This window comes from Paraburkholderia caffeinitolerans (genome assembly GCF_902859945.1).
Taxonomy (GTDB): Bacteria; Pseudomonadota; Gammaproteobacteria; order Burkholderiales; family Burkholderiaceae; genus Paraburkholderia; species Paraburkholderia caffeinitolerans.
Map to the genome: position 1 here is coordinate 23745 of NZ_CADIKL010000047.1, position 16022 is coordinate 39766.

16 protein-coding genes are annotated in these 16022 nt (G+C 62.8%); 5 read left to right on the forward strand and 11 right to left on the reverse strand.

The genetic code is table 11. From position 1 onward, the window contains the following. Window positions 1-8 precede the first annotated feature (8 nt). The gene (locus tag HV773_RS31195) at window positions 9-1334 is read right to left on the reverse strand and encodes a type II toxin-antitoxin system HipA family toxin (protein WP_175197840.1); all 1326 of its coding nucleotides are present in this window, start codon (window positions 1332-1334) and stop codon (window positions 9-11) included. A 3-nt stretch (window positions 1335-1337) separates the two neighbouring features. Further along, window positions 1338-1601: a helix-turn-helix domain-containing protein gene (locus tag HV773_RS31200; RefSeq protein WP_175197841.1), complete on the reverse strand. Its 264-nt coding sequence runs from the start codon at window positions 1599-1601 to the stop codon at window positions 1338-1340. A 250-nt stretch (window positions 1602-1851) separates the two neighbouring features. On the opposite strand from HV773_RS31200, the gene HV773_RS31205 reads away from it, so the two are divergent. Beyond that, on the forward strand, window positions 1852-2232 hold the full coding sequence (locus tag HV773_RS31205; protein WP_175197842.1) for a DUF427 domain-containing protein: 381 nt from the start codon (window positions 1852-1854) through the stop codon (window positions 2230-2232). A gap of 44 nt (window positions 2233-2276) precedes the next feature. On the opposite strand, the gene HV773_RS31210 is transcribed toward HV773_RS31205, so the two are convergent. Further along, window positions 2277-3638 (reverse strand): MFS transporter, encoded by a 1362-nt coding sequence (locus HV773_RS31210; RefSeq protein WP_175197843.1) that lies wholly within the window; start codon window positions 3636-3638, stop codon window positions 2277-2279. Between the two features lie 381 nt (window positions 3639-4019). Here HV773_RS31210 and HV773_RS31215 point away from each other — a divergent pair, with 381 nt between their 5' ends. Further along, on the forward strand, window positions 4020-5027 hold the full coding sequence (locus HV773_RS31215; RefSeq protein WP_175197844.1) for a zinc-dependent alcohol dehydrogenase family protein: 1008 nt from the start codon (window positions 4020-4022) through the stop codon (window positions 5025-5027). 16 nt (window positions 5028-5043) lie between these two features. Here HV773_RS31215 and ftrA read toward each other — a convergent pair whose 3' ends face one another. Further along, window positions 5044-6066, reverse strand: coding sequence for a transcriptional regulator FtrA (gene ftrA / locus HV773_RS31220; protein WP_175197845.1), 1023 nt, complete (start codon window positions 6064-6066; stop codon window positions 5044-5046). Window positions 6067-6163: 97 nt separating this feature from the next. On the opposite strand from ftrA, the gene HV773_RS31225 reads away from it, so the two are divergent. The 3 genes from HV773_RS31225 to HV773_RS31235 all read left to right on the forward strand — a co-directional run bounded on the left by HV773_RS31225 (window position 6164) and on the right by HV773_RS31235 (window position 8561). Next, window positions 6164-6574, forward strand: coding sequence for a rhodanese-like domain-containing protein (locus HV773_RS31225; RefSeq protein ID WP_175197846.1), 411 nt, complete (start codon window positions 6164-6166; stop codon window positions 6572-6574). Window positions 6575-6665: 91 nt separating this feature from the next. Further along, window positions 6666-6971, forward strand: coding sequence for an NIPSNAP family protein (locus tag HV773_RS31230; protein WP_175197847.1), 306 nt, complete (start codon window positions 6666-6668; stop codon window positions 6969-6971). 60 nt (window positions 6972-7031) lie between these two features. Continuing rightward, window positions 7032-8561, forward strand: a complete 1530-nt coding sequence (locus HV773_RS31235) for a sensor domain-containing diguanylate cyclase (RefSeq protein ID WP_377730527.1) — start codon at window positions 7032-7034, stop codon at window positions 8559-8561. 268 nt (window positions 8562-8829) lie between these two features. Here HV773_RS31235 and HV773_RS31240 read toward each other — a convergent pair whose 3' ends face one another. The 7 genes from HV773_RS31240 to HV773_RS31270 all read right to left on the reverse strand — a co-directional run bounded on the left by HV773_RS31240 (window position 8830) and on the right by HV773_RS31270 (window position 15649). Further along, on the reverse strand, window positions 8830-9105 hold the full coding sequence (locus HV773_RS31240; protein ID WP_175197848.1) for an HU family DNA-binding protein: 276 nt from the start codon (window positions 9103-9105) through the stop codon (window positions 8830-8832). A gap of 174 nt (window positions 9106-9279) precedes the next feature. Then, on the reverse strand, window positions 9280-10626 hold the full coding sequence (locus tag HV773_RS31245; RefSeq protein ID WP_175197849.1) for a glutamine synthetase family protein: 1347 nt from the start codon (window positions 10624-10626) through the stop codon (window positions 9280-9282). 143 nt (window positions 10627-10769) lie between these two features. Next, window positions 10770-11327 (reverse strand): helix-turn-helix domain-containing protein, encoded by a 558-nt coding sequence (locus HV773_RS31250; protein ID WP_175197850.1) that lies wholly within the window; start codon window positions 11325-11327, stop codon window positions 10770-10772. Window positions 11328-11341: 14 nt separating this feature from the next. Next, window positions 11342-12631: an NAD(P)/FAD-dependent oxidoreductase gene (locus HV773_RS31255; RefSeq protein ID WP_175197851.1), complete on the reverse strand. Its 1290-nt coding sequence runs from the start codon at window positions 12629-12631 to the stop codon at window positions 11342-11344. Window positions 12632-12729: 98 nt separating this feature from the next. Beyond that, the gene (locus tag HV773_RS31260) at window positions 12730-13440 is read right to left on the reverse strand and encodes an outer membrane protein (protein WP_175197852.1); all 711 of its coding nucleotides are present in this window, start codon (window positions 13438-13440) and stop codon (window positions 12730-12732) included. 101 nt (window positions 13441-13541) lie between these two features. After that, window positions 13542-14198: a response regulator transcription factor gene (locus HV773_RS31265; protein WP_175197853.1), complete on the reverse strand. Its 657-nt coding sequence runs from the start codon at window positions 14196-14198 to the stop codon at window positions 13542-13544. Then, window positions 14195-15649 carry a sensor histidine kinase gene (locus HV773_RS31270; protein WP_175197854.1) on the reverse strand — a complete coding sequence of 485 codons (1455 nt, stop codon included), beginning with the start codon at window positions 15647-15649 and terminating at the stop codon, window positions 14195-14197. Before HV773_RS31270 ends, HV773_RS31265 begins: the two co-directional genes overlap by 4 nt. Window positions 15650-16022: the final 373 nt, after the last annotated feature.

Below are 16022 nucleotides of genomic sequence, written 5' to 3' on the forward strand. Positions count from 1 at the left end.
GCGAGCGGCTAAGACGCGAGCCGTTGCGCGGAGAAGCGCAGTCCGTCGAACAATTTCGTCGCCACACGCTCCGGAAATCCTTCCGGCAGCGTGGCGGCCACCTCGTCGATGACTGCTGGCGTGCGCGCGACAAAACGCTCGACGATCGATGTAGCGTCGGCACCGTAGTGACATAACTGCGCGGTGGTGTCGAAATGGCTACGCTTCACGTCGCGCATGCGGTAGTGCCGCCCCTTGCCCCACACCGCCATCGCCAGCGTGGCCTTGTGCCACGACCACTGATTGCCGCCGTCGCCGGCCACGGGCCAGATCGACATGACGTCGTAGAGCGGCGCAAGCTGAAAGCGCCCGCCCGGCAAGAGGCGCAGACTGAAGTTCTTCGCATGGCCGTCGGGCGCGGCCAGCATCCAGAAGGCAATCTGCGCGGTGAGAAAGGTTTCGATGTCTTCGCGCGCGGTTTGAGACTGGCGCAAGAGGTCCGCAATCTCACGTATGCCCGGGCCGCCCTGGGATTCGTACTTGAAGTGCGGCGGCACACCAAGCGCCTGGCAAAAATCCTCCTGCGGCAAGCGCAACAGCATGCCGCTGCGTGACACCGCGCGGTCGAAGCGCTCGACCGCTAGCACTTTCTGCGCGCCAAACGTGACGATCTGCGCGTTCGACACAGGCAGCCCATAGGCCTTGAGCAAGGCGAGACACAGCCACTCGTTCTCCACCGAGGTATGAAAATCCACCTTGCGATGACCGATCAGGCCAAGCGGCAGCTTGAGGATGTGCGTCGTGGGCGTGGCGCCGTGCGGCAAATGCCAGCGCCCTTCGTGATAGAGCAGCGCGGTCTTTTCCTGCGCACCCGCGAGCGAAATGCGCAGTTCTTCGTCGGGGTCGCCCGTGCCACCCGGCAGCGCACCTGAGGTTTCCAGCAGGAGTCGTTCGATGGCTGCATCGTCGAGCGGCGTGCCTTCGATGCGTTCGATGCGCTGCGGTATCTCGTCCTCTTCAAGCAATTGCACTGCGCCCACGCAGTCGCGGCCGACCGCCTTGAGGAGGTCGAACGCGCCAAGTGACTCGGTGCTAAAGCGCGCCGCGATGCGCCGGCGAATCTGCGTGCTGTCGGGCAGCAGATTGTCAAAGTAGTTATAGACGCGCGCGCCGCGCAACGGCCGCTCGCCCAAGCCGAACGGCAACGAAAGCGAAAGTGGCCGCCCCGCCGCCGAGGCCTTCCAGGCGGGGTCATAGCGCAGTTCGGTTTCGCCCAATGGCGGCACCGTCCAGGTGCCGACACGCTCGCCGTTGGCCCAGATCGAGAGTGTGCGGGAGTGCGATTTGCGCCCCATCGGCTACCACTCCGGCCGGTCTTCGCGCGCCTCGTACAACTCGCCGTGCTCGCGCGACTGCACGCACAGTTCGAGTTCGTAGAGCGAGAACAGCGCAAGCATCTGATTGAGCGAGATGCTCGCTGTGCCGGTAGTTTCAAGCGCCGACAGGCGCGGCTGCCCGATGCCGAGCGAGGCGGCTGCCTGCGCCTGGGTCATGCCGCACGCCTTTCTGGCCGACTGGAGGATCTCGGCGAGTCCCGTCGGCGTATGGACGATGATCTTCATGGGATATTCCTGAAAAGCATAAAACGAGTATATGCCTGTAGACGATATTTTGGCAATATCTCTTACAGGCATAAACAAGGAATATCACTATCACCGATATTATCCGAGGCACTTCGGCACGCTTCGCACACGCTTCGCACAAACAAGCAGCCCAGGCGGCAAAACCGGTTTTCGCCCTACACTGCAAGGCATCGGCCGAACCGCATCACCTGGCTCCGGCCCCCGATTCATGCCCGCAAGGAGTGCCGCCATGCACACGAAAACCGTGAAAATTCCTGGCCCGGAGCATCCCATCACGATCGAGCCTTGCCCATTGCGCGTAGTCGTGAAAGTCGCGGGCAAAACCATCGCCGATACGCGACAAGCGTTGATGCTGCGCGAAGCGAACTACCCCGCCGTGCTCTACGTGCCCCGTGAAGACGCCGACATGTCGCTGCTCGCGCGCACGGACCATGCCACGTATTGCCCCTACAAAGGCAACTGCAGTTACTACTCAATCGTGCCGGGTGGCGAGCGCTCGATCAACGCCGTGTGGACCTACGAGTCGCCGCACGACGCCGTCGCGTCAATCAAGGACCACCTCGCCTTCTACCACGACAGGGTGGACTCCATCGAAGAACTGGACGTCTGAACAAAACGGCGCGCGACACTTCTCGACGCGCCGTCCGTTCACGCTCAACGCATCTTTTGCGCGGCGGGCACGCCCATCAGCAACGCCACGCCACTCGCCACCAGCAGCGCGGTGAGGACATATAGCGCGTTGTCCATGCTGCCCGTATGCACCTTGATGAGCCCGATCGCCCACGGACTCACGATTCCGCTCGTAATGCCGATGCTGCTGATGAGCGCGATGCCGGCAGCCGCTGTCTTGCCCGTAAGGTAGGCCGACGGCACGGCCCAGAAAATCGGCAGCGCGGCGAAGATCAGCACGGCAGCCAGCGAGAGAATCGCCATCATCGCGGCAAAGCTCGCCAGGTGCAGCGTGAGCAGCGAAAGCGCCACGCCGCCGCCGATGGTGCATGCCGCGAAATGCCAGCGACGCTCGCCGCGCCGGTCAGAACGGCGCGCGATCAGCATGAGTCCCACCGCGCCTACCGCGTTCGGAATCACGGTATAGAGGCTGATCGCCAGCAGGTCATGCACACCGAAGTCGCGAATCATCAGCGGCATCCAGAAGTTGAGCGTGAGCGATGCGCAGGTCAGCGAAAAATAGATGAACGCGAATAGATAGACACGCGGATTGCGCAACGCCGCGCCGAACGAATGTGACGACGTCTTTACGTGCTTGCCCGCGGGTTGATCCAGAGTCGCTCCATCGCGCTGCGCGAGCAGGTGAGCCTTTTCCGCATCACTGAGCCAGCGTGCCTGCTCCGGACCGTCGACAAGCCAGAACGCCGCCATGAGGCCCAGCAGCACAGCGGGCAACCCCTCGATCGCGAACATCCAGCGCCAGCCCTCCAGACCCAGGACGCCACCCATGTCGCGCATGATCCACCCCGAGACGAGTCCACCCAGCACGCCCGCCACCGCGACACCGGCGAAGAAGATCGAGAACACCGCAGCACGGCGGCGCTGCGGGAACCAGTAGGTCAGGTACAGCACGATGCCAGGGAAGAAACCCGCCTCGAACACGCCAAGCAGGAAACGCAGTGCGTAAAAGTGCGTGGGCGTATGCACGAACATCATGCAGGTCGAGGCGACGCCCCACAGCAGCATGATGCGCATGAACGTGCGGCGCGCACCAAAGCGTGCGAGCAGCAAGTTACTCGGCACCTCACACAGCACGTACCCCACGTAGAAAATGGCCGCGCCGAGGCCGTACATGGCGTCGCTGAAGCCGAGGTCGTGCTTCATCTGCAACTGCGCGAAGCCGATGTTGATGCGGTCGAGAAACGATACGACGTAACAGACGAACAAAAACGGAATGACGCGCCACGAGACTTTTCGGTACAGCAGGTCGTCGCTGGTCGGCGAAGCGACGGCGGACGGCGCGAGCGTGGGGTCGGATGCGCGGTCCGTAATGATCGATTGCGGCATGTGCCTGTCTCCAGATTTTATGGAAACCCGCGCCACGCGGATCTCCGTTTAGTGGCGTCTGACGCGCCTTCGGAATGACTCGATGAAAGCTCCAGTAGCGGCAGCCCAAATTCGGGGGCGGATGATTGCTGCGACGACACGCGCTCTTGTGGCTACCGTGAGCGCATCATAGGAGTTGCATAATTTATTTGTCAATAGCTAATCATTTAGTCAAACGTAAACTATTGCGGCGACTCCCAGGTGCTCCCGGCAACAACGGCTTTCGGGCGTGCATTCCCACAGGTTCGATTGCGCGCACGCGTCTATGCTTCGTCTGTTGCCTGCAACGGCAAGCTCGCCAACACCCACGACGCCGCGCTGCGGCGTGTACAGGAGATCGTCATGAAAGCCATCCAGCTGATCGCGCCCGCCGGGCTCGACAATCTCAAGCTCGTGGATCTCGCCCCGCCAGGCGAGCCGCAAGCTGGGGAGATTCGCGTGCGCCTGCATGCCAGTTCGCTGAACTACCATGACCTGGGCGTCGTGCTCGGGAAGATGGGCGCCGCCGACGGGCGCATTCCCATGTCAGACGGCGCGGGCGTAGTCGAAGCCGTGGGTCCTGGCGTGAACGAATTCGCCGTGGGCGATCACGTGGTGTCCACGTTTTTCCCGTCATGGCTCGACGGCGAGCCCACGCTTGACAACTTCGCCACTACACCCGGCGACGGCGTGGATGGCTACGCGCGGGAAGCCGTGGTCGCGCCGGCCACGGCCTTCACGCATAGCCCACGCGGCTACAGCCACGCCGAAGCGGCCACGCTCACGACGGCGGGACTGACCGCCTGGCGTGCGCTGGTTGTGAACGGCGTGCTCAAGGCTGGCGAGACGGTGCTGGTGCTGGGCACGGGCGGCGTGTCGATCTTCGCGCTGCAAATCGCCAAAGCGATGGGCGCGACCGTGATCGCCACGTCGTCATCCGACGAGAAGCTCGAACGCGCGCGGCGACTCGGTGCGGACCACACGATCAACTATCGCAGCGAGCCGCAATGGGCGTGCAAAGTGCTGGAATTCACCAACGGGCGCGGCGTCGATCACGTGGTCGAGGTAGGTGGACCTGGAACGCTCGAACAGTCCATTCTGGCTACGCGCGTGGGCGGGCATATTGCGTTGATCGGCGTACTGACCGGTATCGCGGGCCCGGTGCCCACCGGCACGATGATGCGTCGACAGCAGCGCCTGGTAGGGTTGATCGTAGGGAACCGGCAGCATCAGATCGACCTTGTGCGCGCCATCGACGCGACCGGCATCAAACCCGTGATCGACCGTTCGTTCCCGCTGGAGGCGATCGCCGATGCCTTCCGGCTGCAGCAGGAAGGTGGCCACTTCGGGAAAATTGCTCTGGAGTACTGATGCGCTAGTCGATGGATTATCCGAGCAGGGAAGCGCGTCGCTTTGTGCCGGTTGCGCGCGGCCGCTTGCCCTGTTCGCCATGCGCGAATTGATCGCGATACGCGGTGGGGCTCGTAAGCGTGATGCGCCGAAAATGCCGCCGCAGTGACTCCTCGGAGCCGAAGCCCGCCAGATCCGCCACGCGGTCCATCGGCAAGTCCGGCCGCGATTCGAGCAGATCGCGCGCGAGGCTCACGCGCTCGCGCACCACCCACGCGTAAGGGCCCATTCCCGTTGCATCGAGAAACTGCCGCTGCAGCGTGCGCGTACTCATCGCGGCACGCGCTGCAAGCGAAGCCACGCTATGGTCGAGGCGCGGATTCGCGCGCACCCAATCCATCAGCTTGGCGAGCGGACTGCTTTCATTGCGTGGCATCGGGCGCGGCACGAACTGCGCCTGGCCGCCCTCGCGATGAGGTGGCACGACCAGCCGTTGGGCCACGCGATTGGCCACCACTGCGCCGTGATCGCGGCGCACTAAATGCAGCAGCATGTCGATGCCTGCCGCCGATCCCGCCGAGGTCAACACCTGCCCTTCGTCGATATAAAGCGCATCCGGTTCGACAAGCAGCTTCGGATAGCGCTGTTGCAACCGTTCGGCGTAACGCCAATGCGTGGTCACCCGTTTGCCGTCGAGCACACCCGCTGCGGCAAGCACGAACACGCCCGAACAGATCGAGCATAGCCGCACCCCGCGTGCATGCGCGGCGCGCAGTTTCCTGAGCAGCGCTTCGGGGGGACGCTCATCGGCATCGCGCCAACCCGGTATCACGATCGTCTGCGCGCGATCGAGCATCGCCAGCGTATACGGTGCGGACACGGTAATGCCGCCCGCCGCGCGCAGCGGACCGCTCTCGGCAGCACACACGGCGAAGCGATACCAGGCAACGTCGAGCTCCGGCCGCTCGAGTGCGAAAAACTCCGTCACACAACCGAATTCGAAAGTGCAAAGGCGGTCGTAAGCGAGTGCGACAACGAGGTGAGAGGTGGAATCAGACATGGCGCGATGTTACTGGAAATTGTCAATTGCGCCACTGTCGGAGCCACAGTGTAGGGCGAGAAAATAAAGGCACCAACACCAAGACAAGGAAGCAGACATGTCATCCGTATCCGAAGTCCCTGCTGCACCGAGCGCCGAGGCGCTCGCCCATTTCAGCGCATCACTCACCTTCGAAACCGATTGCGCCGACGTGCACGCCGCGTTGTCCCGCGGCGCCTCCTCAGCGGACTTCGTCCTGCTTGACGTTCGTGGCCCCGCGCATTTTGCGCGCGGCCACGTGCCCGGGGCGGTAAGCCTGCCGCATGGCAAGATCGTCGCTTCGAAACTCGAAGGCTATCCGCTGGACACGCTCTTCGTGACCTACTGTGCGGGCCCGCATTGCAACGGAGCAACACGTGGTGCAATCCGGCTCGCCAAGCTCGGGCGCCCCGTCAAGATCATGACCGGCGGCGTCACCGGATGGCTGGACGAAGGGTTCGAACTGGCTGCAGGCGAAGCCGTGGTGTAACTTCACATGCACGGCAAGCGCAGCCTCTCGCACTTGCCAGTGCTCCGCTACACTCGTTCCTCCACTCATCCTTTGACCCATCATTCAGGCCATGATCACCTGCTCCCTGCGCTACGTAATCGACCCCTACCGCCTGGCCGAATTCGAAGCCTACGCAAAGATGTGGATCCCGCTCGTCGAAAAATTCGGCGGCCAGCATCACGGCTATTTCCTGCCCTCCGAAGGCGCCAATAATATTGCGCTCGCCCTGTTTTCGTTTCCGAGTCTCGCCGCATACGAGACCTACCGGACGCAATCGCAAAGCGACCCCGCCTGCCAGGCCGCCTTTCAATACGCAACCGATACGCGTTGCATAATCAGCTACGAACGCAGTTTCATGCGCCCGGTATTCGGGTAGGATGCGGGTTATCTGCCGCGCCGCCCGCGCGCCCGCCATCCCCATTTCACCGCACGAAACATGCAACAAGGCACCCAGGCAACCGCCACCAGTTTTGCCACCATGGGCGTCGACCTGCTCGACTTCTTCGACGTCACACCCACTTCGCTTTGGCTCGAAGACTATAGCCAGTTGCGCGCCCTGTTCGACCGGTGGCGCGAGGCGGGTGTCACGAATCTGCGCGCGTGGCTCGAAGAAGACCCGCGCCGCGTAGCCGAGTGCTCGGCCTGTATCCGCGTGCTGAAGGTGAACCAGCACACGCTCGCGCTTTACGGCGCACGCAGTCATGAGGAACTCACTGCGCGTCTCGCCGACGTACTGCGCGACGACATGTTCCAGGCGCACGTGGGCGAACTCGAACAGATGTGGCAAGGCCACACGACGTTCCGGAGCAAGAGCGTGAACTACACGCTCGGCGGCCGGCGCATGGACATCCTGCTGCGCGGCGTGATTCTGCCTGGCCACGAAAGCGACTGGAGCCGCGTGCTCGTCTCGATCGAAGACGTCTCCGCACTAGAGGATGCACGCCATCGCGCAGCCATGAGCGAGCAATACGCGCACGGCATTTTCGAGCACGCGCCCGTATCGCTGTGGGTCGAGAATTTCACGGCAATTCGCCAACTGCTGGACGAAGTGCGCATGCAAGGCATCGTCGATTTCAGGACGTTTACCGACGTGCACCCCGAATTCGTCGAGCGCTGCATGAGCGAAATCCAGGTGATCGACGTCAATCACTACACGCTCGGCATGTATCGCGCGCCCGACAAGGACACGCTGCTCTCGCGCCTGCCCGATGTGTTCCGCGACGAAATGCGCCCGCATTTTCGCGAGCAACTTCTCGATCTATGGGAAGGCCGTCTTTTCCAGCAGCGCGAAGTCGTCAATTACGCACTCGATGGCAGCGCGCTCAACGTGCATCTGCAATTCTCGGTGTTTCCCGGCCACGAAGAATCCTGGGATCTCGTGCTGCTCGCGCTCACCGACATCACCGCGCGCAAGAAGGCCGAAGCCTACCTTGAATTCCTCGGCAAGCACGACGTGCTCACGAAACTGAAAAACCGCTCGTTCTACGTGGACGAAATGAACCGCCTGCAACGCAAGGGGCCGTTCCCGGTCAGCGCGATCGTGGTGGACATGGACAACCTGAAGGCTGTCAATGACCAGTTGGGCCACGCCGCCGGCGACGCGTTGCTACGCCGCGCAGGCGAGGTGCTGACGAAAGCGATTCAAAAGCCTCATCACGCCGCGCGCATCGGCGGCGACGAATTCGTGGTGCTGATGGCCGGCAGCGGCCCGCGCGACGCCGAAGTGGTTGCAGAGAGCATCACGAAACTTGTTGAATTGAACAACCAGTTCTACGGCGGACCGCGATTGAGTTTTTCGCTGGGCTGGCAAAGCTGCGAGGAAGGCGAAAGCGTGGAAGCGATGTTGCGTGCCGCGGACGCAGCCATGTATGAGGCCAAACGGCGGCGTAACGAGTTGCAGCGCACTGGCGCGGATGATGCAGGTGACGCGAGCCTGGATAGCCCGGTAGCCAATGACGGCGTATGAATTCAACGCGAGCGTGACACCTTCACGCTAAAGCGGGAAGCGAAAACGCTGTAATGAACTGAAATAACCAGATTGACACTCTGGCGGTTGGCGCCAAAAAAACGCCGAAAAAAGAACTACCGGGAGCAAGGCGTGATGCGCCCTGCTCCCGGCTTATGATGCGCTTCGCCACCGCAACCTGCCGCACGACCAGCAAGACGGCGGGAACAGCAACTCGCTGCCCGCCACCTTTACGGTTGTGCCGCGCACGCGGCGGCGGCCTGCATCACTACGCGTTGACGGCGTCCTTGAATGCCTTGCCGGCCGTGAACTTCACCGTCTTCGCCGCTGCGATCTGGATTTCCGCACCCGTTGCCGGGTTGCGACCCACGCGGGCAGCACGCTGGCCGGTCGAGAACGAACCGAAGCCGACGAGTTGCACGGAATCGCCCGACGTGACCGCCTTGGTGACCACTTCGAGGATCGCGTCGATTGCGGCTCCGGTGGCTGCCTTGGTCTCGCCCGTGCTTGCGGCGACTGCGTCAATGAGTTCCTGTTTGTTCATCTGCTACCTGTGTTGAGTTGAGAAAACCTGCATACCCTACCTCACACGGGCCAAACAGGCAAATTACGTTGCATATCGAAACGCAAAGCACACGGGGCATACAGGCCGGACGACTCCCGGGAATGAATCCTGCATGCGATTTTCTCGCCGATTTTGTCACTATTTTGCGTTATTTTACAAAAACCAGCGGTATTCCCGCGCACCAATCGAATTCATAAAATCGAGGTGATCCTGGCGTTTATTTTCACAATAAACCATGGTGAAATCGTCGCCGAGCCCCTCGCGCACCCCGGCATGCCCGCGCATGGCGGCCACAGCCGAAAGCATGTCGCATGGAAAATCGACACCGCTCGTGCGGTCTTGATTGAGCGATGCAATCGGTTCGCGGCCCGCTTCCAGGCCATGTTCGATGCCCGCGAGGATGGCCGCGAGCACGAGATACGGGTTGGCATCTGCGCCCGCGAGCCGGTGCTCGATGCGCAGATTCGCTTCGTCAGACTCGGGAATGCGGATGCAGGCATCGCGGTCTTCGAAACCCCAACTCGCCCGGCTCGCCGCATTGACCATCGCGCCGTAGCGCCGGAACGCGTTGTGATTGGGCGCAAAAACCGGCATGCAATGCGGCAGCAGCGCAAGGCAGCCCGCTACCGCATGACGCAACGCTCGCTGCTCCCGCGCAGCGAGCACATTGCGGCCGGACTCGTCGTAAAGGCTCACGTGCACGTGCATGCCGCTGCCGGGCGCGTCGAGAAATGGCTTCGACATGAAGCTCGCGCGATAGCCGTGCCGCAGCGCCACCCCGCGGGTGCTCCGGCAAAAGAGCGCTGACCAGTCCGCCGCGCGCAACGCGTCGTCGCAATGACCGAAGTTGATTTCGAACTGCCCCGGCCCGAGCTCGGCGGTAATGACCGTTGCGTCCACACCCTGCTCGCGCGCAGTCTCCACCATCTCGTGCAGCACGGGCGCGAAACGCGAAAGGCGTTCGATATGCATGTTCGGCTGGTTGTCTTCGTCATCGCATAGCGGATCGCGTGCGTGCCGGGGCAGGCCTTCGTTTAGCTTCGCGTCGAACAGATAGAACTCCAGCTCGAACGCGACCACGGGCTTCAGGCCGCGCCTTGCAAAACGATCGAGCACGCGCGCAAGCACCTGGCGCGGCTCGAAGCCGATGGGCGTCGCGGTGCCGTCCGAGGTAATCAGCATTTGCGCGAGCGGCTGCTGCTCCCAGCGCGCCAATTTGAGCGTGCCGGGCACCAGACGGCGCGGCACATCGGGATCGCCGTCGTGGAAGCAATATTCGCCGATCGGATACACTCCGCCTTGCGCACCAAGCAGGATGCAGTTTTGGGGCAGCTTGAGCAGCGAGCCGGCCGCCACTTTTTCGAGCATGGCGATAGGGTAACGCTTGCCGTAGAAATGCCCAGGGATGTCGAGGCAGATCAGGTCGACGTATTGCACGTTGGGATGAGCCGCACGAAACGCGCGTACTTCGCTCAGGAGGTCAGTTGCGGTGGTGCTCACGTCGAGTTCCTCTTTAGCGAGAAATGGTGGACCTGCTATTTAATCCGGACTCCAAATCGTCATGAAAACACGCGCGCCGGCAAGGCGCGTGTCTTCCGTAGCTTCGTATCAAGCAGACATCGAGGCAGACATCGAATCAGGCCTCAGGTGAACACCCAAAGCACGCGTGCGTCCTTGTCCGAGCGATTCGCATAACTGAAGCGGCAGCGCGCCGGCAGTTGAAAGCTGTCGCCGGCTTTGAGCGTGACTTCTTCGTCCTCCCCATCGAGCCAGATGGTGAGTTCGCCTTCGAGCACGAAGCCACCCTGCTCGTCGCTGTCGTCCACGGGGCGTTCGCCGCTCGTGGCGCCTGGCTCCAGCAGGCTCTCCAGCATCGAAAAACCCGACGACATGCTCGGCGACACCAGCACATCGGTGATCCCGCCGCCGTAATAGAGCGTGCGCCGCTCGCCGGGCCGCGTGACCCACGGCAGCGCGCGCGGCTTGCTCACGCTATAGAAGTACGTGGTAGGCGTTTGCAGCGCCTCGCCGATGGCGGTGAGATCGGCGACCGTAGGCCGCGACATGCCGCGCTCGACCTGCGAGAGAAACCCCACCGAGCGGCCAATCCGTTGCGCGAGATCGGCCAGCGTCACCTTCTTGTGCTTGCGCAGATCGCGAATGAGGATCGCGAGGCCTTCTATCTCTTCTTCCTTGTCCATGCCGGATACCTCAGTCAAACCACGTCGCGCATGCGATACCAGAACTTGCCGAGCGCTTCGAGCGGCGCGGCCAGCGCGTCGCCGCCCGGGAAACGCGGATTATGAATGGCCTCGTAGAGCGAGAGCAAGCGCGTGTCGCCGAGGATCGCGTCGGACACGGCGCGCGCCGCGGCCAGCGTAGGCAGCACGCCATGTCCCGAGAAGCCCTGGAGCCAGTAGCGCCCGCGCGCGTGCCCGACGTCCGGCGTGCGCCGGATGCTGATGTCGATATGGCCGCCCCACGCGTATTCGAGTTCGACGCCACGCAATTGCGGATAAACGCGTTCGAGGCTCGGCCGGATCGCCGCGCGAATATCCTTGGGAATGCCGCCGAGATAGGTGCACGCGCCACCGAACAGCAGCCGGTGGTCGGGGCTCAGCCGGAAGTAGTCGGGAACGAACTGGTTGTCGATTACGCAGCTATTGCGCGGCAAAAGCGTATGCGCGAGTTGCGGATCGAGCGGCGCGCTCGCCACCTGATACGTGCCGACCGGCAGGACACGGCGCGCAAGCTCGCGGTCGAGCCGGTCGATATACGCGTTGCAGGCGAGCACGAGCGTGCCCGCGCGGATCTGGCCCTGGGGTGTGGTCGCGACGAAACCGGTTGGCGTTTCGCGCCATTGCTGCACGCGGGTCTGCTCGAAGATGCGCCCGCCCGCGCGCTCGATGACCGCGGCAATGCCCAGCGCCAGCTTGAGCGGATTGAGGTGACCGGCCTCGGGATCGTAAAGCGCCGCGAGATAGCGCGGGCTGCCCACCCATTCGGGCATCTCCTGCTCGGCGATGACGCGCAGCGCGTCGTAGCACCATTTGCGCGCGGCTTCGTCGCGCGCCTCCTCCAGCAGCGCAATACGGTTGCGCTTCACGGCGGTCCAGAGGCTGCCGGGCCGGTAGTCGATGTCGAAACCGTGGCGTGCAGGCAGTTCGCGCACCTCGCGCGCCGCCCAGCGCATGCTGTCCCATAGCTCGCGCGCGCCTTCGAGCCCCAGCGACTGCTCGAGCGGCCCCATATCGCACGACCAGCCGAGCAGCGCCTGCCCGCCGTTGCGACCGGACGCGGCCCATGCCACGCGGCTCGCCTCCACGACAACCACGCGCCGGCCCGCGAGCGCCAGGCGCAATGCCGTGTGCAACCCGCTGAACCCAGCGCCGACGATCAGGACATCGGCATCGCAGTCGCCCGCCAGGGCCGGGCGCTCAGGCGCCTCACCGGGCAACGTGCGGGCGTAATAACTTTCCACATGACGGGTCGACTCGACGAACATGGCGGCATCCGTGAAATTTCATCTGCTTAATTTCATGAAAAATTATCACGACAATTTCACGGATGCAATCGTCTTTTCACGCGTTCCGGTTTTGACGCTTAAAACCGCCCGCGCAAACCGATGAAGACTTCGCTCGAGCTGAGTTTGGCCTTGAGTTGCTCGTCGCGTGCGAGCACACGGTTAGCAAACGTGTTGTAGCCACTTTCGATATTGCCCATGTCGACATAGCGATAACCGACGTCGACCGCAAAGCGCTTGTTGATCGCGTAGCTCACGCCCGCGCCGCCCGCCCAGGCAAGATTCGTTTGCGTGCGCGACGCGAATTGCCGGCTGGGGTTGGTTTGCCAGCCATCGGCCGAAACAATCGCCACGCCAAGCCCGAGCGAGCCGAATACCGAGAAGCCGTGGCCAAGATCGAAGTCACGATAGCCATTCAACATCAGCCGCTGCGAGGACACGTGAAATTCGTTCGCGTTGGCGTTGAACGGCGCCCAGTAGCTCACAAAATTGCCACTGCGCTTGAACGTGTATTCCCCTTCTGCACGCCAACCGTTGCCGAACTGGTAGCCGAGCGCCACCGCGCCGGTCACGCTCGATTGCACGTCCGGGCCGCCGACGCGGTTCGTGACGCGCGGGCTCGTGAGTTCCATATTGACCGCGTTGTCGAACGCCCCGACGACGCGCGCCGTTGCGTAATAGCCCGCATCGCTCATTGATGCATCTTGCTTCGGCGCTTCATTCGTATCCGCAAACGCGGCGCCGGAAATCAGCAAGGCAACCGAGGACGGCAGGGCAAAAACTTTAAACATGTAAATCGCTTCCTTATCGATGACAGTAACCAGGACCGTCATGGTAGAAAGCGTGCCCTTCTCAAAGAACCCGTCCGTCTACGGATGCCGCCTCCGTAGTGCTACGGAGGCGGCATGCCAACGAGCGCCGCGTAGTCGCGCACGAGATCGACGAGCGAGTCGACTTCCAGCTTGAGAAACACGTTGGCACGATAGGTTTCCACCGTACGCGGCGACAAGCCCAATTCGCGCGCGATCTCCTTGTTGCTCAAGCCGCGCACGATGTTCTCGAGCACCTCGCGCTCGCGCACGCTCAAGGTCGCGAGACGCGCGGCGCGCGTGCGTTCGGCGTCATCGCGCTCACGCTGGCCGCGCTGTGCGCGCACGGCCTGCTGGACCGCGTCGATCAACTCGTCGTCGTCGACCGGCTTGCGCAGAAAATCGAGTGCACCTTGCTTGAAGGCACGCCGGCAAGCATCCACACTGCCGTGCCCCGTGAGCACGATCACCGGAAAATCGCATCGCTCGCCGAGAAGACCGAGCAGGTCGAGACCGCTCATCCCCGGCATGCGGATATCGAGCAGTACACATGCGATCTCGAACTCGACATCGTCGAGCGCCTCGAGAAAGGCGCTCGCATCCGCGTAACAGCGCGTGCGCAGGCCAACCGTGCGCAGCAGCAGCGCGAGGCCATCGCGCACGGCATCGTCGTCATCGACGATGGCGACCACGGGCGTGGCGTCCCGCGCATTGTCGTGCGTATTTTCATGCGTGCTCATTGGCGCACTCCTTCTGGTGCTTGCGCGAGCGGCAAAAGCAGCGTTGCCTCCACGCCGCCCTCCGGCATATTGCGCAGCGCCAGCGAGCCGTCCTGGCGTTGCGCCAGCGTCTCGCACAGCGGCAGGCCAAGGCCCAGGCCGCCGGGCCGCGTCGTGAAGAATGGCTCGAACAGATGCGGCAAAGCCTCGGCCGGCACGCCCGGTCCATTGTCGGCAACGCTGAAGCCATAGTGCCGCCCCGCGCGGCCCCCGCTTACGCGGATCTCGCCACGTTGCCCCTGGCGCGGCGAATCCTTGAGTGCCGCGCGGGCGTTCTGGATCAGGTTGTGCAGGATCTGCTCGATCGCAACCTGCTCGGCGAACGGACGCTCGCGCGGCGCATCGTTGCGCCAGACGAGCGCGATGTGCTCGCGCGCAAGTTCGTCACGATACAGAAACAACAGCGTGTTCATGAGGGCATCGGGATCGAGCGCGCACCGCTTGCCGCCATGCGCGGACGTCACAGCGCCACGCAGGCGTTCGAGAATCGCCGCGGCACGCCTCGCCTGAGCAACGCACGTCTGTAATGCGCGGCGCACGTCGTCGCGCTCGGCAGGCACATCGAGCAGGCGCTCGGCGGCGCGCGCATGTGAAACGATCGCGGTGAGTGGCTGATTGAGTTCATGCGCGAGACCGGCCGCCATCTCGCCGAACGTGTCGAGACGGTCGAAACGGTCGAGCCTTGCACGCGCGGTTTCGCGGCGACGTACTTGCCGCAGGCGCCATGTGCCAAGCGCAGCGGCAGCGATCAACGCGCAAACCGTGTTCCATAGCACTATCGCCAGCCACGGCAAATCAGCGGCGCGCAACGTCCGCGTAGTCAGCAGCACAAAGTCCTGGGGCCGAGCAGGCAAATGCTTTTCCAGGTGAAGTGTCCAGCCGAATGGCGCATCCGCCGCCGTGCGCTGCAGCAGGTTGAACGCGCGTGAGTGCAGCCGCAACGTGGCCGACGACAATGAAGCAGGCCAATCGCCCGCCTGAAGCAACTGTTGGGCATCGACGCGCACCGCCCATCCACTACTGCCGATCAACCAATACGCCGACGCACCGTCGAACGTCAATGAAACCTGCCCGGCATGAGCATGCGCCGGCGGCGCGGAGGGTGTCGATGCATTCGCGCCCACCCACCCGCTTGCGGGCCGCCAGAACGCAAGGCCCGTGAGTTGCGGCATGCTCGCGTGCAGGTTCTCGAGCACCTGTGCGGGAGATGCCGAAAGTGGCGCCGCGCCGAGCGTCGCGAGAATGGCTTCGTGCTGCGCCGCGCGTTGGCCGAGCAGACGGATGGCGATACTCGAATCCTGAAGGAAGCGGGCCCGAACATCGGCCACGGATTGCTCCACGACGAACACGGTTCCGGCGAAGCTGAACACAAGCCACGCCAACACGGCAGCCACACGAGCAGAGAGTTTCACTCAGTGACTACCCAGGGATGCCTTTCGACGCCGACCAGACCGAGGCGGCAAATCCGAAACCGCGCAGGCAACGGGTGGAGTGAATTGTTCGGTAATGTTTTGCATGCTCGCGATTGTACACGCGGGATATTGGCTACATTGCGTCGTAGCGTTTTCGATGCTCGACGAGTAGCTGATCTTCACTTTCTATTATCACGCTTCGGATACCAAAGTTTGTTTTCCAGAAGCGTGAAAGTGCTTTCAATCATTTAAACGTGAATAAACATTCGATAGTGAGATGCTTAAATAAACTCCACTGGCCGATTCGCGCGTATGGCGCGTCACGATTGGAGAACGAGCAACCCATAATCGGGCCGATTCTTGACAAGATTCA

Excerpts from the sequence above, each read along its gene's own strand:
- HV773_RS31265 (WP_175197853.1), bottom strand. The coding sequence starts at position 14,198 with ATGAGCACGCATGAAAATACGCACGACAATGCGCGGGACGCCACGCCC.
- HV773_RS31205 (WP_175197842.1), top strand. The coding sequence starts at position 1,852 with ATGCACACGAAAACCGTGAAAATTCCTGGCCCGGAGCATCCCATCACG.
- HV773_RS31250 (WP_175197850.1), bottom strand. The coding sequence starts at position 11,327 with ATGGACAAGGAAGAAGAGATAGAAGGCCTCGCGATCCTCATTCGCGAT.
- HV773_RS31195 (WP_175197840.1), bottom strand. The coding sequence starts at position 1,334 with ATGGGGCGCAAATCGCACTCCCGCACACTCTCGATCTGGGCCAACGGC.
- HV773_RS31240 (WP_175197848.1), bottom strand. The coding sequence starts at position 9,105 with ATGAACAAACAGGAACTCATTGACGCAGTCGCCGCAAGCACGGGCGAG.
- HV773_RS31210 (WP_175197843.1), bottom strand. The coding sequence starts at position 3,638 with ATGCCGCAATCGATCATTACGGACCGCGCATCCGACCCCACGCTCGCG.
- HV773_RS31235 (WP_377730527.1), top strand. The coding sequence starts at position 7,032 with ATGCAACAAGGCACCCAGGCAACCGCCACCAGTTTTGCCACCATGGGC.
- HV773_RS31215 (WP_175197844.1), top strand. The coding sequence starts at position 4,020 with ATGAAAGCCATCCAGCTGATCGCGCCCGCCGGGCTCGACAATCTCAAG.
- HV773_RS31230 (WP_175197847.1), top strand. The coding sequence starts at position 6,666 with ATGATCACCTGCTCCCTGCGCTACGTAATCGACCCCTACCGCCTGGCC.
- HV773_RS31255 (WP_175197851.1), bottom strand. The coding sequence starts at position 12,631 with ATGTTCGTCGAGTCGACCCGTCATGTGGAAAGTTATTACGCCCGCACG.
- HV773_RS31200 (WP_175197841.1), bottom strand. The coding sequence starts at position 1,601 with ATGAAGATCATCGTCCATACGCCGACGGGACTCGCCGAGATCCTCCAG.
- ftrA (WP_175197845.1), bottom strand. The coding sequence starts at position 6,066 with ATGTCTGATTCCACCTCTCACCTCGTTGTCGCACTCGCTTACGACCGC.
- HV773_RS31225 (WP_175197846.1), top strand. The coding sequence starts at position 6,164 with ATGTCATCCGTATCCGAAGTCCCTGCTGCACCGAGCGCCGAGGCGCTC.
- HV773_RS31260 (WP_175197852.1), bottom strand. The coding sequence starts at position 13,440 with ATGTTTAAAGTTTTTGCCCTGCCGTCCTCGGTTGCCTTGCTGATTTCC.